The organism is Aquimarina rhabdastrellae, from assembly GCA_947387485.1.
Classification (GTDB): domain Bacteria; phylum Bacteroidota; class Bacteroidia; order Flavobacteriales; family Flavobacteriaceae; genus Aquimarina.
In genome coordinates this window covers 1-22132 of the sequence record CANDNT010000020.1, presented here as the reverse complement: position 1 = coordinate 22132, position 22132 = coordinate 1, and the positions used below count along the sequence as shown (strand labels likewise).

The 22132-nt window shown below is 30.9% G+C and carries 22 protein-coding genes; 18 read left to right on the top strand and 4 right to left on the bottom strand.

The genetic code is table 11. The features are described 5' to 3' along the window. Nucleotides 1-101: 101 nt before the first annotated feature. From ACYEKI_RS19000 to ACYEKI_RS18935, 14 genes are all read left to right on the top strand, one after another. Nucleotides 102-488: a porin family protein gene (locus ACYEKI_RS19000; RefSeq protein ID WP_459212797.1), complete on the top strand. Its 387-nt coding sequence runs from the start codon at nt 102-104 to the stop codon at nt 486-488. Nucleotides 489-506: 18 nt separating this feature from the next. Further along, nucleotides 507-719 (top strand): hypothetical protein, encoded by a 213-nt coding sequence (locus ACYEKI_RS18995; protein ID WP_459212796.1) that lies wholly within the window; start codon nt 507-509, stop codon nt 717-719. A 42-nt stretch (nt 720-761) separates the two neighbouring features. Continuing rightward, nucleotides 762-1151, top strand: a complete 390-nt coding sequence (locus tag ACYEKI_RS18990; RefSeq protein ID WP_459212795.1) for a hypothetical protein — start codon at nt 762-764, stop codon at nt 1149-1151. A gap of 36 nt (nt 1152-1187) precedes the next feature. Then, nucleotides 1188-1598 (top strand): hypothetical protein, encoded by a 411-nt coding sequence (locus ACYEKI_RS18985; protein WP_459212794.1) that lies wholly within the window; start codon nt 1188-1190, stop codon nt 1596-1598. A 1-nt stretch (nt 1599) separates the two neighbouring features. Continuing rightward, complete coding sequence (locus ACYEKI_RS18980) at nt 1600-2574, top strand: SH3 domain-containing protein (protein ID WP_459212793.1); 975 nt, start codon at nt 1600-1602, stop codon at nt 2572-2574. 8 nt (nt 2575-2582) lie between these two features. Continuing rightward, nucleotides 2583-3071: a hypothetical protein gene (locus tag ACYEKI_RS18975; RefSeq protein ID WP_459212792.1), complete on the top strand. Its 489-nt coding sequence runs from the start codon at nt 2583-2585 to the stop codon at nt 3069-3071. 40 nt (nt 3072-3111) lie between these two features. Next, nucleotides 3112-3672, top strand: coding sequence for a hypothetical protein (locus ACYEKI_RS18970; protein ID WP_459212791.1), 561 nt, complete (start codon nt 3112-3114; stop codon nt 3670-3672). Between the two features lie 41 nt (nt 3673-3713). Continuing rightward, nucleotides 3714-4202 carry a hypothetical protein gene (locus ACYEKI_RS18965; RefSeq protein ID WP_459212790.1) on the top strand — a complete coding sequence of 163 codons (489 nt, stop codon included), beginning with the start codon at nt 3714-3716 and terminating at the stop codon, nt 4200-4202. 54 nt (nt 4203-4256) lie between these two features. After that, complete coding sequence (locus ACYEKI_RS18960) at nt 4257-4697, top strand: SRPBCC family protein (protein ID WP_459212789.1); 441 nt, start codon at nt 4257-4259, stop codon at nt 4695-4697. A gap of 77 nt (nt 4698-4774) precedes the next feature. Continuing rightward, nucleotides 4775-5212: an RrF2 family transcriptional regulator gene (locus ACYEKI_RS18955; RefSeq protein WP_459212788.1), complete on the top strand. Its 438-nt coding sequence runs from the start codon at nt 4775-4777 to the stop codon at nt 5210-5212. Nucleotides 5213-5286: 74 nt separating this feature from the next. Then, complete coding sequence (ric, locus tag ACYEKI_RS18950) at nt 5287-6012, top strand: iron-sulfur cluster repair di-iron protein (protein WP_459212787.1); 726 nt, start codon at nt 5287-5289, stop codon at nt 6010-6012. A 2-nt stretch (nt 6013-6014) separates the two neighbouring features. Next, entirely contained in the window at nt 6015-8234 is a 2220-nt protein-coding gene (locus ACYEKI_RS18945) for a nitric-oxide reductase large subunit (protein WP_459212786.1), read from the top strand. 76 nt (nt 8235-8310) lie between these two features. Continuing rightward, a complete protein-coding gene (locus tag ACYEKI_RS18940) occupies nt 8311-8703 on the top strand; it encodes a group III truncated hemoglobin (RefSeq protein WP_459212785.1) in 393 nt (130 codons plus the stop codon). 36 nt (nt 8704-8739) lie between these two features. Further along, the gene (locus tag ACYEKI_RS18935; protein ID WP_459212784.1) at nt 8740-9519 is read left to right on the top strand and encodes a class I SAM-dependent methyltransferase; all 780 of its coding nucleotides are present in this window, start codon (nt 8740-8742) and stop codon (nt 9517-9519) included. Between the two features lie 53 nt (nt 9520-9572). Here the strand turns inward: ACYEKI_RS18935 and ACYEKI_RS18930 are convergent, their stop codons facing one another. Together ACYEKI_RS18930 and ACYEKI_RS18925 are read right to left on the bottom strand one after the other, a co-directional pair. Further along, nucleotides 9573-10271, bottom strand: a complete 699-nt coding sequence (locus tag ACYEKI_RS18930) for a LytR/AlgR family response regulator transcription factor (RefSeq protein ID WP_459212783.1) — start codon at nt 10269-10271, stop codon at nt 9573-9575. Next, nucleotides 10268-11089, bottom strand: coding sequence for a sensor histidine kinase (locus ACYEKI_RS18925; RefSeq protein WP_459212782.1), 822 nt, complete (start codon nt 11087-11089; stop codon nt 10268-10270). Before ACYEKI_RS18925 ends, ACYEKI_RS18930 begins: the two co-directional genes overlap by 4 nt. Before the next feature lie 211 nt (nt 11090-11300). Between ACYEKI_RS18925 and ACYEKI_RS18920 the strand changes: the two genes are divergently transcribed. Next, nucleotides 11301-12473 carry a metallophosphoesterase gene (locus ACYEKI_RS18920; RefSeq protein WP_459212781.1) on the top strand — a complete coding sequence of 391 codons (1173 nt, stop codon included), beginning with the start codon at nt 11301-11303 and terminating at the stop codon, nt 12471-12473. A 62-nt stretch (nt 12474-12535) separates the two neighbouring features. Here the strand turns inward: ACYEKI_RS18920 and ACYEKI_RS18915 are convergent, their stop codons facing one another. Together ACYEKI_RS18915 and ACYEKI_RS18910 are read right to left on the bottom strand one after the other, a co-directional pair. Beyond that, entirely contained in the window at nt 12536-13147 is a 612-nt protein-coding gene (locus ACYEKI_RS18915; RefSeq protein ID WP_459212780.1) for a Crp/Fnr family transcriptional regulator, read from the bottom strand. 4 nt (nt 13148-13151) lie between these two features. Continuing rightward, nucleotides 13152-13787 carry a Crp/Fnr family transcriptional regulator gene (locus ACYEKI_RS18910; RefSeq protein WP_459212779.1) on the bottom strand — a complete coding sequence of 212 codons (636 nt, stop codon included), beginning with the start codon at nt 13785-13787 and terminating at the stop codon, nt 13152-13154. A 623-nt stretch (nt 13788-14410) separates the two neighbouring features. Here ACYEKI_RS18910 and ACYEKI_RS18905 point away from each other — a divergent pair. The 3 genes from ACYEKI_RS18905 to ACYEKI_RS18895 all read left to right on the top strand — a co-directional run. Next, nucleotides 14411-15544, top strand: coding sequence for a hypothetical protein (locus ACYEKI_RS18905; protein WP_459212778.1), 1134 nt, complete (start codon nt 14411-14413; stop codon nt 15542-15544). A 206-nt stretch (nt 15545-15750) separates the two neighbouring features. Next, the gene (locus ACYEKI_RS18900; protein WP_459212777.1) at nt 15751-16356 is read left to right on the top strand and encodes a hypothetical protein; all 606 of its coding nucleotides are present in this window, start codon (nt 15751-15753) and stop codon (nt 16354-16356) included. Between the two features lie 10 nt (nt 16357-16366). Next, the coding region (locus ACYEKI_RS18895) for a LamG-like jellyroll fold domain-containing protein (RefSeq protein WP_459212776.1) at nt 16367-22132 on the top strand (5766 nt) is incomplete at its 3' end.

Sequence of the window (22132 nt, the reverse complement as noted above, 5' to 3'; positions counted from 1 at the left end):
TTAGATAAGTAAGGGTTTTGATGTACTTGCACTAAAAAAAAAATGCAGGTAAGAAGTCAAGGTTTTGAGAACTATATAGTGATGAACAACATATTTTAAAAATGAAAAGAATAGTAATAACTTTTGCTATAGCATTGATTTGTGGAAAAGAAGTTAAGGCACAAAATAATTTAAGTAAGTTAAGCATAGGGTTAACCACTAGTATTGAAGAAAATCTAAGTAGTGAACGAATTAATTTTGATCGACATGGTGAATATGCAACTCATTATGATAAAACTAATTATAGAATTGGAGTTAGTTTAGCTTATGCGTTAAAAGAAAATCTTTCGATAATAACAGCAGTTGAATATTCTAATAAAGACTTTAAAGGAAGATTCTTTTGTGAAACCTGTAATACACTTTTTCCATCAGAATTTATGAATATAGATTATCGATTTATAGAGATACCGATAACATTAAGATATTATATGTTACCAGGTAAAATTTGATTATTTATAGAGGGAGGTATGAATAATTTTTTTGCATTAAATAATGATACAGTTGAAAATACCTATGCACTAGGAATTAAGTTAGGAAGCGGAATAGCACACAATATAAGTGAAAAAATAGCAAATCAATTAGGCGTAAATTATTATAACGGAATAACAAATTTTTATAAAGAATCAGATTTTAAAATTAAGACAATTACTTTTGGACTAGGAGTAATAAAGAAGTTATAAGTAGTTGGAATTTAATAGGTAACTTAATAATGTGTTTGGGGTATGAAAAAGACAAGGAATAATATAATTACAGAAGAAAAGTTTGAGTTTCTAAATGGTTATGGTAAAGAAAGTATCTTTTTAAGACGTGCATACTATGAAGAAATATGTGCAATCATTACTGATTTTTTTGAAGAAGAACTAATAATGAATGATTTTCATGAGTACTTTGTGAATTTCTTAAATACTTTAGAAGATCATGATGATGTAATGTTTATTAATGTAGAAATGCCGTTTTATTGGGCAATATGTATTATTCAAAATAAAAGAACCTGTGATCATTTGATTAATGGTAAAACAGATGATGATTATGTAAAGTGGTGGAGAGAAGTTTACTATAAGAAAACTGAGATTTCAGATCATTTAATTGAAACAGTTAATAAAGATGAATAGTGAATTAATTACATTTTTAGATTAAAATAAAAAAATATGAGATATATCATACCTATAATAGTGATGCTATTAGCTATTTCTTGCCAACAACCACAGTGCTTATCAGAAAAAGATATCGTTGTAGTAAAGAAAGAAGTAGCACAATTAAGGCAATGGCTTAATACAAATGATGAAGTTGCAATTATGAAAAAAGTAAGCTCAGAAATTCGCAATACATATACAGATGCTAGAATACTGGATATATTAAAAGAAGCCTTTAAGGTAACAGAAGTGGATTATGATTATAATAAAGATGAACAACAATGTGGAAGCATAAACGTGTCTTTTAATTCTTTTGAAATTATAGCTATTGATGAGGGATTTCATAGAGCAGAACATACTATAATGATAACGTTCAGTTTTAAAGATGAACAAATTTTAATTACAAATTTTGGTTTTGCAGGTTAAGATGAAATATGTAGAAATAATTTTCGTGTTGTTACTTCTAATGTATAGTTCTTGTAAAAAAGAGAATCAAGAGGTTAAAAAACAAGAAGAAAGATTAGAACAGAAAAAAGAAGTAGATATTAATGCAACTCATATAGTTCAGGCAATTAAAGGGACAAGATTAAAAGAAAAACCATCTCAAGAAGCAAAAACTATAGCGTTACTTCCTTGTTTAGCGACGGTAGAAGTTTTACAAATAACTACTATGGATACCCTTAACATAGAAAGTAAAGAAATAAGAGGAGAATGGCTAAAAGTAAAAACAAAACAAGGAGAAGGGTATGTTTTTGATCATTTTCTTATAGAAAATCAAGAATATTCAGCATTATTACAGGATTTTAAAAACTTATTTCCAGAAATTGATAATGACCCAAAGGTTAGTTTTTTTAGCGGTAAGGTAGACTTAGATACCATAACAAAACAACGACTCTCAAAGAAAAAACTGCCAGAGTTTTTACAGGTATTGTATCAGGATAGAGCAATTGTTGATAAACTATATTATTATGGTAAAACAAAACTAAATAATATATACACAGCATATATTCTTATAAAAAATATAGAGGTAGATCTAGGCGATAATACACAAGATATAGATACTCCATTTACACTAGTTTTAGTCAACGAAAAAACAAATAAAATAAAGAGAATTATACCTATAGCTTCTAGAAATTATCTTGATATGAGTTATGATGGTTTAGAGAGTTGGATTATCGATCTAGACGGTAATGGCACAAAAGAGATTATACAACATAATTGTATATTAAGTTTTGCAGATGGGGATGAAGAAGTAATGTTTGATGGGGAATATGTTTCGCTATTAAAAAAAGAACAAAAAATTATAGAATTTGTAGACTCAGAAATCATAGAACGTACTAAAGAAGATTTTAATGCCTTTGATTATGAGCAGTTAATACCTAAAACCTGTCCCATTTTATAATAAAAACAATGCTAAAAGTATTCTGTTTATATCGATTAAATAAGGATAAATTTTTATTAATACGAGCCAATCGACCTAGTTATAATAACGCAAATCAAAATCAAGAAAATAAGGCAGAAGAAATTCTAAGAAACAAGATAGCACTATTACTTAAAAAATATGTAGAACATAAACATGAGTATGTAAAACCAAAGCTTATAGGAGAACTACAAGGGTTACCAGAAGGAGTTGTTCTATATGAAAAGTATGGAATGATGAATTTACAACAATTGAGATATGCAACTACAATATATTCAGGTTTTATCTTTCTGTCGATAGCAAGAAATGAAGAAGAATTTATGGCAATCATAAGTGAAGACGATTTTGCAGACAATGGGTTGACTCAAGAAGATCTTAAGTTACCTTCAATAACTATGGCGTCGGTTGATTTTATTACAGAAAATGATTTCGATCTATCGTCAATCGAGGGGGCTTATAATAATGATTTAAGAGAATAAGAATAATTATTTTCCTCAACTATAATCCTAAAAAATCAAAATGAAATTTTTAAAAAGATTATTTTCATCAAAACATAAAAACTCAACACAAAAAAATAAAATAGGAGTTGATACTCAAGAATATTTTGATGAACGATATACAGAAGAGCAAGAAAATCACTCCATCATAGATGGTAGCTTAAAAATGATAACAAGCTATTTTATAGATAATAAAATAGACAAAAAAGTTAAAACCCTGATTAATCATCCTCTTAATCTAGATCAGGTAGTAGATGATGGTATGGGATTTCAGCTGTATTGTAAAGCATTTGAGATGGAAGACACTATGATAATAGGGATGTTGGCTACTGCATTCAGTGAATTTATGAAAACAAGTTTTGATTTTAAATCATATAGAGATCATGAACCAGAATATCCATTGCGTTCAATGACTTTGAAATATAATAAAAATGGAATTGTGTTGTCGTTATACCCTTATGAATATGCTTTAAAAGTATTGAATTATGAGGCAACGTTTGAACAGTTGTATACCAAAGTCAAAACCCATCTAGAAAATATGCCTAATGTAGATAAACTAATATCTAAAATGGAAGAAGAGTAGATTCAATTTCTATTTCATAAGAAGTCATAAATAAGATTAGAATGAATTTTGAAGAGTATTATATTGATAAGGATTTGCAAACATTAGATGATACTTTATTTAAAATACTGGGCGTATATCGCAAGGGGTATATCAAATATAAAATAGCAATAAAAGAAGCATTTTCTTCATATTATCATGTATGCATGGGCAGAAAATGGTTTTGTAATGGTCATGGAACATATAAGCAAATAAGTACTCTTGAGATAGCATTAAACTATACACAAAAAACTAAAGATGATGAGGTTTTGTTTTTTGATACGAATGAAAAAGAAGAAGTGATAGGTTTTTTTAAAAGAGATGATAACAGTTATTTTAATAAACTAGAATATCCAAAAGTTGTAATTTGCAAAGAAGCTTCAGTATATCCTGATGCGTTAATAGCAAATAATAAATATTATGTTATAGAAGAAAAATTAGACCTTTATAGAGTTATTGGAGAAAATAAAAAAATAAGGTGGTATCCTAAAGATTGTTTTAAATCCCTTTAGACGAGCAAAGATAAAATAAGTATATTACTGCTTTAAAAGAAAAAAACTACTACTATGAAAAGAACAGATGAAGCAGTGATAGTAATAGAAACCTTTACGTTACCGATAGCAAAAGTATGGAACGCTATTAGTGAACTAGAAGAGATGAAAGTATGGTTTTTTGAAAATATACCTACATTTGAAGCAAAAGAAGGGTTTGAAACAACGTTTACTATTCAAGTAGAAGATAGAATATACCCTCATGTATGGAAACTCACAAAAGTAATTCCATTACAAAACATAACTTATGATTGGAGATATGAGGGATATAATGGAGTTTCTATTGTTACTTTCGATTTAATCGAAATTGAACATCAAACAACACTAACCGTAACAGCTACAGTTATAGAAGACTTTGCAGATGATATTCCAGAATTTAAAAGAGAAAGCTGTCTAGCTGGATGGAATTATTTTATAAAAAACAGATTAAAAGAATATTTAAATACTACTAAATAATAGATCGAATAATTTTATAGCGGATATTTTTGTCTTTTATAAAAACACTTCTTACCTTTGAAGCGTAAATCAAAGATATGTTTTCAAAATCGTGTGAATATGGATTAAGAGCAGCTATTTTTATAGCAGAGCAATCTAGTATGGAAAACAAGGTTGGGCTCAAAGTTATTGCAAAAGCAATAGACTCTCCTGAAGCATTTACGGCCAAAGTTTTACAATCTCTCACAAAAAATAACATAGTAACTTCTATTAAGGGACCCTATGGTGGATTTATGATTGAAGAATCTAGATTAAAGAAAATTAAATTAAGTGATATTGTAAGTGTATTAGATGGTGATAGTATTTATACAGGTTGCGGTTTAGGACTAAAGCAATGTGATGAAAATTCACCATGTCCCTTGCATTATAAATTTATAGAAATTAGAGAACGATTAAGAGAGATGCTTGAAGGAAACACGCTATATGATATCTTGTATACAGATGAAGTGAAGAATACCTTCTGGTTAAAACGATAATATTTTTTTGATTATATAAAGGATAAAAAGATCTTTTTATATTTTATAGAAACAACATAAAATTGAAAATAGAGATGAACATTAATAAGGACACATTAGTAAGCGATGTTGTAGCTTATAATTATAAGACAGCTACAATTTTTAAAGATTACCATATAGATTTTTGTTGTAACGGAAATCGAAGCTTAACTCAGGTTTCGCTAGAGAAAGCAATTGAAGTGAACGAATTGATTGCAGAAATTGTAATGATGGATGAACATAAAAGCGAAGCAGAAGATTATCAAAACTGGTCGTTAGAACATATCGTAGATCATATTTATAACAACCATCATTTATATGTAGAAAAGCAGATTCCAGAGATCATGTATTATTTAGATAAAATAGCTAATGTACATGGAGAAAAACATCCTGAATTAGTAGAAATAAAGACATTATTTAAAGAATGTTCGGGCGATTTGGCAATGCATATGAAAAAAGAGGAACTCATTTTGTTTCCATTTATAAAAAAACTTGCAAAAGCAAAAAATAATAAAGAAGCACTAGTTCAACCACCTTTTGGAACCGTGCAAAATCCAATAGCAATGATGCACGAGGAACACGATAATGAAGGAGAACGATTTAGAAAAATTGCAAAATTATCTAATAATTATACGCCACCACAAGATGCTTGTAATTCTTACAAAGTAGCATTTGCACTCTTAAAAGAATTTGAAGAAGATCTCCACAAGCACATTCATTTAGAAAATAACATTCTGTTTAAAAACGCCATAAAAACCGAAACCGAACTAAATAATTTATAATAATGAAGAAAATTTGGATAGGATTTATAAGTGTAGTAGTACTATCATTTATCACATTGATATGGGTAGGAACCGAAATTTATCAAACACAACCCCCAATACCCGAAGCTGTAGTTGTAGCAGAAACTAATGAAGTAGTATATACTAAACAAGATATACAAGAAGGGCAAAATATATGGGAATCGATAGGAGGGATGGAAGTAGGATCTATATGGGGACATGGAAGCTATGTTGCGCCAGACTGGACTGCTGATTGGATACATAAAGAAGCCGTATTTTTATTAGATTTTTGGGCAAAAAAAGAATATAACACAAGTTATAACGAATTAAATAATGAGCAACAAGCAGCCTTAAAAGCGAGATTGGTTAAAGATATAAGAACCAATACGTATGATGCGTCAACTAAAAAAGTAACTATATCTGCTGCACGCTTAAAAGCGATTCAAGAAAATGTAATTCATTATTCGACGATATTTGCCGATGGACATGAAGAATATGCAATTCCCAAAGGAGCTTTAACAGATAAAGAAAAACTAGGTAAATTCAATGCGTTTTTATTTTGGACTTCTTGGGCAGCATCGACTAATAGACCAGATCAAGAATATACGTATACCTCAAATTGGCCTCATGAGCCATTGATTGAAAATACGATAACAGCAGACTCTCAGATATGGTCAGGATTTTCGATTATCTTATTATTACTGTTTATCGGGATATTGGCATACTATTACATAAGAAATCATGAAAAAGGAGAAGCTGTTACTAATCCCGAAGTCGATCCATTAAAAAAACTAGTACTATTTAGATCTCAAAAAGCAGTATTAAAATATTTTTTAATCATCTCATTATTAATTGTATTACAGATTGTATTAGGGATTATTACAGTACACTATACGGTAGAAGGGCAAGCCTTTTTTGGATTTAATTTATCAGAATTTTTACCATACTCAGTTAGTAGAACGTGGCATACACAATTAGCAGTATTCTGGATAGCAGCAACATGGTTAGCTACAGGACTATTCTTAGCACCTATGATTAGTGGTAAAGAAATGAAATACCAGGTATTCGGAATCAATTTCTTATTTGTAGCGCTTTTGATTATTGTATTGGGATCTATGCTAGGAGAATGGTTAGGTATTCACCAATTTTTAGATTTAACAACCAATTTCTTCTTTGGACATCAAGGATATGAGTATATGGATTTAGGTAGATTCTGGCAAATCCTTTTAGGAGTAGGACTTATTTTATGGATGATAATGGTAGGTAGACATGTATTGTTTGCGATAAAGAAAAAAGATGAAGCAAAGCATTTGTTAACTATACTGTTAGTGGCTGTAATGGCAATAGGAATGTTCTTTTTCTCTGGATTGATGTATGGAGAAAATAGCTCTTTACCTGTAATCAATTACTGGAGATGGTGGCTGGTTCACTTATGGGTAGAAGGATTTTTTGAAGTATTTGCTACTGTAGTAATAGCGTATATCTTTTCAAGAATGAAGATAATTTCTATGAAAACAGCAGGAAAAGCATCAATAGCTTCGGCAAGTATCTTTTTGGCAGGAGGAATTATAGGAACACTACATCACTTGTATTATTCAGGAACACCTGTACAAGCGATAGCATTAGGAGCTACATTTAGTGCATTAGAAGTCGTACCACTTACCTTAATGGGATTTGAAATTAGAGAACATTGGAATTTACTTAAAGTCAATCAATGGATTCAGCGATACAAATGGCCTATATTTTTCTTTATCGCAGTAGCATTCTGGAATATGATAGGAGCAGGAGTATTTGGATTCCTTATTAATCCACCGATTGCACTGTATTATATTCAAGGATTAAATACTACAGCAGTACATGCACATACAGCACTTTTTGGAGTATATGGAATGTTAGGTATGGGGTTCATCCTTATTTGTTTACGCTTATATTCTGACCGATTATGGAATGAAAAACTAGTAAAAAGAGCATTTTGGTTCTTAAATATAGGATTGATATTAATGGTAGTATTGAGTTTACTTCCTATAGGAGTAATTCAGGCCTATACCTCAATAACTCAAGGATATTCGTTTGCAAGAGATGCCGAGTTATTATATGATCCAACAGTACAAACATTTAAATGGCTTAGAATGATAGGAGATATAGTATTCTCTATAGGTATTGTTTATTTCTGTTGGTTTGTTGTTAAAGAAACAATCTACTGTATTAAGAATAAAAAATAAACCTCTTGACCTAAATACTTTATAACAACCATCCTTGATTTTAACTATTTAAAAGATTGAGGATGGTTATATACCGATGAAAACAATAACAACAAGAGAAGATATAAAAGTTTTGGTGACTAGTTTTTATGCCAAAATAAGGAAGGATGATATGTTGGGAGACATTTTTAATAGCCATATACCAGAATCACATTGGCCAGCTCATCTTGAAAAACTCACTGATTTTTGGGAAACAAATCTTTTTGGAGTAGCACGATTTAAAGGAAATCCAAGTCAAAAACATATCAATGTCGATAAAAATATGAACCATAGTATAGATCAGATTCATTTTGGGAAATGGCTACAATTATGGTTTGAAACTATAGACGAATTGTTTGTAGGCGAACTAGCAATACGGGCCAAAAATGCAGCTCGAAAAATGGCTACAGGTCAATACCTAGTGATGTGGAATCATCGTAATAAAAATTAAAAAAAGTGAATGAATAGAATATAGAGAAATTAAAAAATGAATATAGAAAAAGAAAATAAAGAAAAAGTATTAGCATCATTCTCTGATCAATCCCAGGAGTTTAGTTCCTATATTTCGGGAGTAGATAAATTAGAGTATATGCAACAAGTCATTAAAAAATTGAATCTTGATAATAACGAAAGTGTTATTGAAGTAGCTGCAGGAACAGGTGTATGTAGTAGAATGATTGCACCATATGTTAAGAAAGTGGTTGCATATGATTTAACTCCAGAGATGCTAGCAGAGGGAAGGAAAGAAGCAGAAAAAGAAAAAATTGATAATATTAGTTTTATAAAAGGTCAAGTAACAGAAATGCCTTTTATAGATAATACCTTTGATGTAGTGATTACAAGATTATCATTTCATCATTTTACAACTATAGAAGAACCACTTGCAGAGATGTATAGGATTCTTAAAAAAGGAGGAAGATTAATAATCATAGATTTAGAAGCTGCTCCAGAACTTTCTAGAGAACTCAATGATAAATTAGAAACATTAAGAGATCCATCGCATACAAGAAAACGAAATCTATTAGAATTAACAACAACATTTGAAAAGCTAGGTATTAAAGTCATAGGCAAATCAGTTACAGATTTTGAAATGTCTTTAAAAAACTGGTTTAATTTAACAAATTGCAGAACTCAAGTTAGAACGGTGATTTCTTCTTTTTTAAATGCAGAGATAAATGGAGGCTTAATGACAGGATTTCAACCCTACAAGAAGGAGGATGAACTCTATTTTATACATCGATGGATGCAATTAATAGGTGAAAAATAAAAGGATATAATAATTCATGATAATTGGTTCGATATGTAGTATTGGGGTAATCGTTATTTTAATAATTGGATAAGGTGCATTTTATAGGTTTTCCCGATAGGAATAACACTTCCATTGATATAAATACGGTTACCTTCAATACTATTAATATGCTTTTTTGATACAGCAAAAGATTTGTGCACTTGTATAAGATCAGAACTGTCTAGAACAGACAAAATATCCGATATTTTTTCACGAATGGTAATTGTCTGATCATCCATAAATATTTTGACATAATTACCAGCAGCTTCAATATACAATAAAGCATCAAGAGTTATTTGAATATACTTTTTATTAGTGTAAATAAATATAGTTTTTTGATCAGGTGTTACTTCATTAGATATAATAGAAGTTGTTTTCTCTGATACATTAGAAAGTTTATTAACAGCTTTTACAAAGCGTTCAAAACTAAAAGGTTTTAAAAGGTAGTCGATAACATTTAATTCATAACCTTCGAGAGCATGTTCTTTATAAGCAGTAGTAACGATAATTTTGGGAGGAGAAGATAAAGACTTCAAAAAATCAAACCCTTTTAATTTAGGCATATTAAGATCTAAAAAAATTAAATCTACAGTATGATTATTTAGATATTCAATAGCTTCAATAGCATCATAACAATGCTTTTCTAGTTTTAAATTAAGTAACAGATCAGCATATCCTTTTATAATATCATGAGCGATATGCTCGTCATCAATAATTAAATAAGTAATCATAATAATTGTAGCGTTAAATGTGCTTTGTAAATATTTTTGGTACTACTAGAAGATAAAGAATGCTTCTTAGGATATACTAAATCTAATCTTCTCTTTAAATTAGATAAGCCAAGTCCGTTTTGTGAAGAGACTTCCTCTTTGTCAAAATTATTTTCAACTTCAAAAGATAATGAATTTTGAGTAGCATGCAATTTGATAGTAATAAAAGCATCTTTTCTCAAATGCTCTACACCGTGTTTAAAAGCATTCTCTACAAGGATGATAAACATTAAAGGCATTATTTTTAATTGATCATTTTCTACTGTAATATCAAAAGCAGTATTTACAGCTTTATGATACCTCATTTGATGAAGTGCAACATAATTTTTTAAATAATCAATTTCTTGAGCAATTGTCACGGTATCTTGTTGACCGTCATAAATACTATAACGCATCATATCAGATAATTTAATGATAAGCTGTTTAGCCTTGTCGGTGTCTTTGTCTACTAAGCCATATAAGCTATTGAGTATATTGAAAAAAAAGTGAGGATTTACTTGATTCTGTAAATGACGTAATTCGTTTTTAACAATTTCATTCCTTAATCTAAAAAAAGAAATTAGATATCGCACCAACCAGATTAATCCAATGAGAATTAGTAAAAGGTAATACGAAAAGATGGTAATACTAATAGCAGTGGGATAGCCTTCAAAGAATCGTACAGAATTTTTGTCTGTGGTGATTATTTCATAACTAGTAATACCTACAGGAATCATCGCAGAAATTAAAACAATAGTAAGTAGGATTTGTTTTTTGTTTTTTAGAATACTTGAAATCATACAACAAAATTAAGAGGAGAAATAAAGTTGACAAAATATGTTGACGAACAACCGTAACAGCGGGATTAAAATTAATTTAACTGGGATAAAAGTAGTTCACATAAAATAAGTATAAGTGTATCTCATATAGAAAGACATAGATCACAAATATTAAAATAAAAAGAAGGATAAGGATACGTTTGCCCTGTATTTTAATAAGAAAATTTATATCATGAAAAAAAGAATCTTACGATATATAAAACATGTATTAGCAACTGTTTTTATTTTAATGAGCATAGGACTTATAGTTATAGTAAATATAGGAGGAGCAATACATTATAGTGATGATCCTAAAATGAGGATTTTGGATAAAGATGGTCCATATGTGTTTTATCAAAATGATAGTATTTTAAGTGTGAATTATATTCGAGGAAATAAAAACGATGGATTCTATATCGAAAAAGAAAAATATAATATAAAAGAAGACATAAAGGCACAATGTTATTTCCCTTTAGAAAAATCAACATTTGATATAACCATTACGTCAAAAATAGAAAAACCTAAAGCTATTTATAATGATGATAATCCTATCATAGCAGTATCAGATATAGAAAGTGGGTTTAAAGCTTTTAGAGATTTTTTGATTTATAATAAAGTTATAGATAAAGAGTTGAATTGGATTTTTGAGAAAGGACATTTAGTATTAGTAGGAGATTTTGTGGATAGAGGGAATTCAACAACACAGGTATTGTGGTTTATCTATAAATTAGAACAAGAAGCAAAAAAGCATGGAGGTGTAGTGCATTATATTTTAGGGAATCATGAATTAAAGAATATGCAAGATATGTTTGGAGCAGCATCCCAAAAGTATTATGCAGCAGCAGCTATTTTGGGCAAACAACATCATGAATTGTATAATGCAACATCATTTTTAGGAAAATGGCTAGTGAGTAAAAATACGATAGAAGTTATTAACGGTAACATTTTTACTCATGGAGGAATCCATCCAGAAATAGCTGCATTTACTGTTGATATAGAAAAAATTAATGCAATTAATAGTGCATATTATGATAAAGTGTATTATCCTACAGGAGACAAAAACTTGACACAATTGATAACCTCTAATCGTAAAGGAATTTGTTGGTATAGAGGATATTTTAAAGATGAATTAGATCAAGAACAGATAGATGAAATTATAACATCATTTAAAGCAAAAACAATAGTAGTAGGACACACGATACAATCGAAAGTAAAAAGAAGCTATAACGGAAAAATAATAGGAATAGATGTAAAGCATCCTAAAGATTATCAACATGAATGGCCTAAAGGAAGATCTGAAGGATTACTTATAGAAAATGAGAAGTATTATAGAATTCTTGATAATGGAGATAGAGAAAAGATATGATAAGAAACGGTTTAAAAAGAGGCTTACTATTAATGTAAGCTTCTTTTTTTATAAGCCATAAACTATAGCATGATAATAGTATTAATATTACGGATAATTTTTTGTTGCTGTTCAAGTTCCATTAATCCTTTAGTAATAGATTGTCTTGAAAACTGTAAATCTTCAGCAATTTCTTGAGTAGTGTATGGGACTTTATAATCATTAAGAAAAGCAGCTTTTACTTTGAGATAATCATATAGGCGATCGATTAAAGAGGAACTTAAAGTGAATTTTAAATTATCTATGATCATTTGATATTCTTTTTGATAACAATCAAAAATGTGTTTTTTAAAAGAGGGATAATCATGAAAAGACTCAAAGACTTGCTTTTTCGATAAAATGAGAATTTCTGAAGGATGTACTACTTTAAAAGAAAAATTCTCAGCACGATTAGAGATCGCCGAAATCGTGTTAAGTAATCTAAAATCAGAATCTTTTTGATAAGAAATAAAGAATTTCTTACCATTTTTTTCTAGATAGACCTTAACGAGACCATCAATCATAAAATAGTTTAAGTTTTGTTTTTGCTTACCAGTAAGAATAATTTCTCCGGGAGCATAAGATTTACAATGCCCCATAGAAATTAATTTCTTAATTAACTCATCAGGAAACAAAGGGGGGAAATAAGTAGGCATGATATTAATAATAATTACAAATAGTGATGTATTTATGATTTCGATTTATTTTAAATTCTTTTTCTAATTGATTAAGAGCCCTAGATATAGCTTGTACACTAGCATTTAAATCACTGGCAAGTGTGTTTATTAAAACTTTAAAAGTATCTGATTCTAGTTGCAATGCAGATTCTCTTAAAAAATTAAATAAGCGATCTTTTAATACAAGAGAATTAATAGTTGCTAATTTGGACAATATTGAGTCCATATTGATTTGCATGGTTAAAAAAGAAAAATCTTTAAACATGGGATAGTCAACGTACCACCTATCAACAATAGATTTTGATACCCAATAAATTTCAACATCAGTCATAGCTATATAAGATGTAAGGATAGGCGTCCCTAGCATGATGTCAATATCATTGATGATAAAATTATTTTTTGCATTGAGGTAAAATAAAAAGAATTGCTTTTCTGAAGCCTGAAGGGTAACTTTTACAAGACCTTTTGTAATAAAACCAATATAAGATGAAGATGTAGCAGATGATAATACAACATCATTAGGCTTAAAATATTGTTTATTTCCATGCTGTAACAAAGCAGAATTAAAACCTTGTTCGATAGCAATATGATTGAAGAGTGTTACAGTAGAGTTATCCATAAAATTTAATAAAGCTTAATGCTAAATGATTGATTAAATAAAAACAAGCAAGGTTTAGCAATTCATTTCTTAGTACATAGAAAAATGATATGCCTATGTTTATATGAAAAAAGTACCATAGAGTATATTTTCTATAAGGGCTTGAACTATTTTGTTGTGTTATGGAGGGTATTAGATAAAAAGTTAGGACTATATAAGTATCAAATTAAGTTGTCAAGTAATGGTATGTAAAAGTATGTGTATAGATAATAAATTCATAGCATGATTTTATAAATGATAAGAAATTGTTGCTTAAATGATTAACAAAATTTTCAATAAAATTAAATAAGCCTTATAAAATAGTCAAAAGTTATAAGTGATTAAATAAAAAGGATTTGCATAAATATAAATGAATTGTTAAAGAAAACAATACAAAACGTTAAAAAATAAGAATAATGAGTTTTGTATATAAAATATAAGGTGTTGTTTTTTAGCAGTTAATCAGCTTGATTTTTTCAAATGAAAAAACTTTAAATAAGTTTCCAATGTGATTTAGATCGGGTTTTTACCCATCTTTTTTTTTGAATTTAGCGCACTATCTCAAAAAAATAGAGAGATTAAATAATTTAAAAAATCTAAAAAAAATGAAAAAGAAACAAATCACAGCATTAACATGTTTAATGTTAGGTCTAGGAGGCCTAGGTTTACATGCACAATCAGGATCGTATTCGGCAGAAGGAAGTCAAGTTAATAATAGTCCAAGTTGGGGACAAGATATTAACCAAAATGATGGAGTGATTATTAGAGCTGATAATAATAATGATAGAAATCAAGAAGCTATACGATTTGTAATAGGACGATTAGATAATAACTCCGCAGGAAGTTATACTGCAGAATTTAATAGAGCAGGTTTACAAATTAGAGGATTAAATAATGCTGATTATGCAAATTTACATAGTATTAGAGGATTAGATATACATTCAAACAGTGATAGAAATAATACAAACGAACCTATCCGTTTTAGGGTGAGTAAAAATAATAGTACAAGAACTATAGCTAATATGTCGTATGATGATGGATTAGAGGTATTAAGACCTTCACGTTTTTCTAATGAATTATCTGTTACAGGAAATTTATATGTAGGAGGTCGAAGTGGATCACAAGCTAGAGGAGGTATAGAAATTAATGGGGGAAGAGCTATTTATGTTGCTAGTGGAAGATATAGAAGTTCAGGTGCATTAGAATTACGTCCAGGTGTAAATAACGAGGCAGAAGATAAAATTAGCTTTAGAAATTCATCGAATGAAGAAATGGCAAAAGTTCAAGATGGAGAGTTATTTTTACGTCGCTCTGGAAGTGATGGAGGATTGATTAGCTCTAACGGAATGCTAAGATTTCAACCTGATAATAACAATACAGGTGATGATAGAATTGTGTTCTTAAATCAAAGGGGAAATGAAATGACTCGTATTCAAGATGGTGTGATTACAACAGATCAAGTACGTTTAAATGTAACAACATTCCCTGATTATGTATTTGCAAAAGATTATAAGTTAATGCCGCTTAAAGAAGTAGCACAATATATTAAAGCAAATAAACACTTACCTAATATGCCTACTGAGGCAGAAGTAGTAGCAGAAGGAATGAACGTAGGCCAAATCAATACCGTTTTAGTAGAAAAAGTAGAAGAATTGACATTACATACGATCAATCAAGAAAAAAAGATTGAACAATTGATGAAAAAGATTGAAGCGTTAGAAGCAGCAATGAATAAATAAAAATCAAAAAAGAATGTTTGATTTGTCAGTTCGAGTGATTGTTTCGCTTTTTTAAACGAGACAATTATATCGAGAATATAATATATCGAACATCAATATCCTATAGAATAAGACGATTAAATTAGTAGGTCTTCTCATTGTTTTAAAAAGAAATAAACAATGGGCAGAATAACTGTTGTCTTTATCTAAGGTAAATAAAATAAAAAATGAAAAGAATATATCAATTTATGGTGTTATTATTACTGGGATGTACTAGTGTAGTAGCACAAGAAAATAATGAGACCTATCTATATAGATTTGTCTGTCAGGATCAAAGTGATGGTAATACGTATGTGTTACATCATAATCTAGAAACAAATGCAGCAGAATTAACTCCTATTTCTAATGAAGAGTTAAATAGTACAGATGGCTTTTTGCAATCATTTATACTACAGCCTATAGAAGGTAGAACAGGGATAGTATTGATTGCATCTGCAAAAGCTCCAAATTATTTTTTGAAAAGAGCTGGAAATCCAACTTTTGCTCCAGCAAATGTAAATGAACCAGTAACGTTTGAAAAGTTGACTTCAGAAGATGATATACGGTTATATTGTTGGGAGCTTGTAATGCAAGATGAAGAAGATACAGAGATTATATCTATAGAAGTAGGGAATTTTAGACAATTTGGATTACAAACTCCAATAGATGGTACAACTCCTACAGTTACATTTTTTAGAAATACTTCTGGACAAAGATTAACTAGGGTGATAGATAATGAAACCGTAGCAGGAAGATTTAAATATAGATTACAACGAGTAACTAATGTATTCTAAATAACAATATATGAAAAAGAATTATATACAGTATATATTGTTATGGGTTATGACAATATATATGGGTTTAACTAATATTCATGCCCAAGTAAAAAGGCCTCCAGTACTAATGCTTAATGGAGGAAATGGATATACTACTCATTTTGATACTAAAACACAATTAACCTCAGAATTGCTTAATGGGGGAATAGCTAGACAAGCTACGATAGAGTTTTGGGTCATGGCATCAAAAGGGGCAGAAGATACAGATGAGACTTATGAACCATGGCGATTATCCAATTTAAAAAAAGGAAGTGATGAGTTTACTGTAATGGGATCAAGAGATCAATTACAATTAACAATAGGAAATGCTGTAATTCCAGATATTGAATTAGCTGCTTCTTCTCGCTTAGAAGATAATGAATGGCACCATATAGCATTGACTTTTGCTCCAGGAGCGACTCAAACGCAACAAAACTTACGTATTTATATAGACGGTATACAGCAAACAGTAATGCAGTATGAAGCGAGTATTCAACCTGAGTATTTATATTTTACCATAGCGGCTCACGATCAATTGAGTATAGCAGAGTTTAGAGCCTGGAATCGTAGACGAACACAAATACAAATAGAAGAAAATCGTTTTCGTTCCTTTTTTAATGAAAATGCTACAAACTTAAATACTTTAGCAAATGCAGGATTAGTAATTGCTTATGTAGATGATAGTTTTGTAGAAGCGCCATTAAATAATTTACCTCAATTAGAAGCTACAACGTGGACGAATAGAATGACACTAGTAACTAATCCAGTAATACAAACACAAAGTGCACGTGTATCAAGTAGAGTATTTGGAACTAGTGGAGTTCGTTTAGCCGAGTTAACGACTATGGCAGATCATCCTATTTTTGGTTTGGATGATGTATTGTTACAAGCAACAGATGGAAATGGAGCAGATTTTACTGCAGTATCAGGAGGAAGAGATGGAATCACCTTACGTTGGCCGCATCTTAGAGATATTACTAGTTATACGATCGAAAGAAGAAATCTAGCAGATCCTAATAGTTTACCTAGTAGAATAGCTACAAAAGAGGTAGCTGCAAATTTTCCAGTATCGACTTTTGTACCTTTTTTTGATGATAATGTATTACCAAATGAATTATATGAGTATACAGTAACACCAGACCAAGGAGGTAATCCAGGAGTAGATAATGGATTAGTCTTTGCAAATGGTGTAGTAGAAGGTGAAATCCAAACGCCTCTTAGTGTAGCTACTCAAAATGCATTAGTAACAGCAGTACCAGTAACAGGAGATACTCCAGGAAGTGCTTTAGAGTTTAGACCCAATACATCTTCACCAATAGGAATTAACGATGTAACTATTTTTGAGCAAGCAGCAGGAAGAGGTACTATAGAGTTTTGGTATAGAACCCTAACTTCTAGCTCTGGAGAAAATATTGTATTTAAATTAGATGTAGGAGAAATACGTATTACCAATACATCAATTAATGTGCAATCGTTAAATCCTACTAATCCTGCGAATACAATTACGTATTTAACCACAACGAAACCAGATGATACCGATTGGCATCATTATGCATTTACGTTTAGTCCAGAAGGAGGAGCTTTATATATTGATGGAGGAATTGCTCCAACTAATGGGGCAAGTGAGTTTACAGCAAATGTGACTACAACAAATCCATTTGTAGTAGGATTAAATAGAAGTTCTGAATTTTCTTTTAATGCAGCTGTAAATAATACCTATCAGTTAGATGAAATCCGTATATGGAAAGGAAGACGATCAACTATTGAAATAGGAAGATATAAGAATTTGATCATTACAGGGGAAGAAGAGAATTTATTAGCGTATTATCGATTAGATTTACCGGATGCTACTACTATATATAATCAGGCAATTACAACCAGAGGAAGGTTATCAGGTGGTGTAAGATTATTAGCAGATGGTAGCAGAGGAGAATTAATACGTTTAGCAGCAGCAGCTCAAGCACCAATTACCTATGGAGCATATACCGATATGGATGGACGTTATGGGATAACTACTATCAATGCAGGAAGGCAAGGTATAGATGGAATTGGAAATGGATTATTCTATAGAATTACTCCGTCAAGACCTAATGGTGATTTTATGCCAGAAAATGAAGTACGAGAAATAGAGCGATCATTAACACCAGAGGATAAGCAGGCTAATTTTACAGATAATTCGGCATTACCAATTTCAGGACGTATCGTATACCGTGTTCCAGATACTGATAATCCAGCAGAACTATTTGATATTCCTTCATTACAAGGTACAGGTATAGAGGTGAATGGTAATTTAGTAACAAGTACAGATCCGAATGCACAAGTACGAACTAATGCAGATGGAGTGTATGTAATCACAGCTACGCCAGGAAGACGTACTATACGAGTAGCACAAAATATAATTTCAGATTTAGATGATGATGCTACAAATGCAGATCAAACAAGTTTAGATTTTGATGGAAGTACAGGTTATGTAGAAAGTAGTTCTAATATTGTATTAAATGATACCGATAGCTTTACATGGTCAGGTTTTGTATTACCAGATCTAGTAGAAGAAAGTATAGGAGAAACATTTAACCCAATACAAACCATATTACATTGGGGAGCGTTACGATTAGAACTTAGAAATAATGAACATGTATATCTAGTAATTAATGACACAGATATATTAAATGCAACAATAGAGCGTAATTCTAGATATGCCTTTTTTGCTATAAGTGCAGACCCTAATACCAATACGGTAGCATTAAAAGTAAATAATAACTATCGTACTGCATTATACAATGGCTTGATGATTAATGATAAGGTATATCTAGGAGCACAAAATGTAGGTACAGGAACTGAACCTAGAATTAATTTCTCTAGAGCTAATATGGATATTTTAGAATATAGAACAGATGCTTATAGTCCTGGAATATTAGAAGCTATTAGAAATGGAGATGTACTTACAGATGATGATGAATTAACCTTATCGTATTCTTTTGAGCATGAAAGAGGAGAAAGAGCAGTTAATTTGGCTGTAAATGAAGGGTCTGGAGATAATGAATTTTTGGTATTACAAGGGGGCGCATTTTTTGATAATATGTCAACTTCAGGATACTTTAGAAGATTTGAATATGGATATAGAGCGATAGGAGAAGGTGAAGTAGCTCCTTTAATAGATCCTATAAATGATAGTCAATATGTGTTTAATGTAACAGATGCTGTATCTAGTGTTAATTTTGAAAATACAACACGAAGATCTTTTGTAGGGAATATTGTAGTACCATGTAATTATGGAGTAGGAGAATGGAGCGGAACAATCACACGTACAGATATTGCTTTTCCTACATATGAAAGAGTGATTGATAGAAGTAACTTTAATGGAGATAATACTGTTTTTGAAGTACATGATTTAGTACCAGGGCAATATACTGTAAGTTTAACAAATGAAGATACAGGAAGACAAGTACAGTCTCCAATTTTGGATTTGAGAAGAGGTAATCTAAGTTATGATTTCCAATTTAGAAATCCTATTGAAGTAGAAACTACTTTTTATCAATTAAGAGAAGGAGAATTAGCACAGATCATTGGAGAAACGTTAATGTTGACTCAAGCACAACTGGATGAGCGATTAGTAACCGCTTCATGTAGCGATGACGATGGAGTTATTTATACGGTTCCAGCAGGAGTAGGGATGATATTTACAGTTAATGTATTTGAACGATATGGATCAAATACTTGTCCTGTTGAAGACGCAACAGTAGCTATAGGAGGAAGTATGCTGTCAGGAAATCTAAGTATCAATTCAAATGATTTAGGATTTGCAAACTTTGCAACGACGACTACAAATATCCCAAATTTTGTAGCTCCATATCTTAACAAACTTACTGTAGCGGTATCTCATGATGGACGAAATATAAATGCAAATGAAAGAGCATATGTGACAGGTTCGCAACGAGGGAATAGTGATTTTACATTAATAGATCCTACTGTAGGATATGTATTACATGATCCACCAGGGGATGGTAGTTCAGCTACTATTTCAGAGGGAGCTACCTATACGTATTCAAAAACAGTAGAAGGAGGATTTGATACGGCAACTAGTGTTGTAGGTATGCCAGCAGGAGTTTCTTTAGAGACATCACAGATCAACTTAGCAGTTGTAGCACCTGCAGGAGCTGGGTTAGCGACAGGAGTGTCTTCTAGGTTTGTAGAGAGTGAAACAGGTTTTTCTATTGGGGGTAGTGTAAATTCAACCTATCGAAGAACAACAGGAAACGGTAATAGTGTATCTGTATCAAGAAGTATCTCTACTCCTACATTTGATACTTATGTGGGGCAGGATGCAGATGTATTTATAGGTACTTCGCAAGTATTAACTTTTGGAACAGGACGTACCTTAACGGTGACTAATTGTACTGTAGATATCGATACAGATAGAATGGCGATGACAGCAGATGAAGCCACTCCATTTGCTTTTACGAGACAGCAAATAGAAGATGATATTATACCAGATTTACAACGTTTATTTATAGAGCGACATGATGAGTTATTTCCTCCTACAGCAGAAAGTGTAGCGGCAAGAAATACAATTGATTTGCAGTTAACTATCGATGGATTTAATTTTGATCCTAGTCCAGAAGATGCAGATGTAGATCTAGTACGATATTTTATAGAAGCTCAAGAATGGCAAGAAATCATTAGAAGGCCTAGTAGATCAGAATTTCTAAATCAATTTAATGATGGAGATACTTTTGAAGATACGACTAGTGATATAAGAAGAGTGTCTAATGCAGCAGGTAATGTTCCTGATATAGATAGCGAAATTTCCTTTTCGTCAGGAACATCAATTACTTATGAATTAACTAGAGCTGTAAACGATAGTGAGCAAAACTCAGGAAATGTAAGTGGAGGAGTAAATACAGAGTTTAGAACTAGACATAATATACTAGGAGCCACAGTAGGTTTAACCACAAACTTATCTATTACAGGAGTAGTAGGTGGTAGTGATGGTACAGAAAATGAAAATACAAGAGTTGATAGTTTTACCTTAACAGATGATGATGCAGGAGATAATTTTAATGTAAGAGTACGTAGAGATCCTGTATATGATACCCCTATGTTTTTAACGGTAGCAGGAGATAGCCGTTGTCCATTTGAATCAGGAACAGTGCCTATTGATGGAGTACAGTTAGATGTGGATAAAACTGTAGGTTTTGGTACAGGAGATGAATCTATTTTATACACTTTAACCCTACGTAATACAAGAAGATCAGATGTATTAAATACCAATAATAGAGTTTTTGTAGGGATAAATGCTGCTAGTAATAATGAAGGAGCACAAATTTTCTTGAACGAATCGCCTATTTTTGAACCTACTACACGATCAGAATTTGTTTTTGGACCAGATTCAAGTTCACCTACAGGTTATACACAAGAGATTACAGCACAATTGCGTATTGCTAGAGGATTAGATGCACCAGAAAATATTTCTTATGAAGATTTAGGTATTCAGATTTTTACAGAATGTGAGCGAGGGGTATACCAAGCTTATAGAGTAGATGAATATGAAGAAGTTGGTGTAGTGCCTTTCCATGAAATATTTTTGACAGCGCATTTTAGTGGTGCTTGTATAAGTGAGATTGAACCAGATTTACCAGCAGACGATTGGGTAGTAAATGGAGGTGATAATAATGAGTTAGATTTTAGATTTAGAATTCCAGAGGTTGTAAATGATGAGGTAGATGAAGATTTTAAAGTCTTATTAGAATATGCA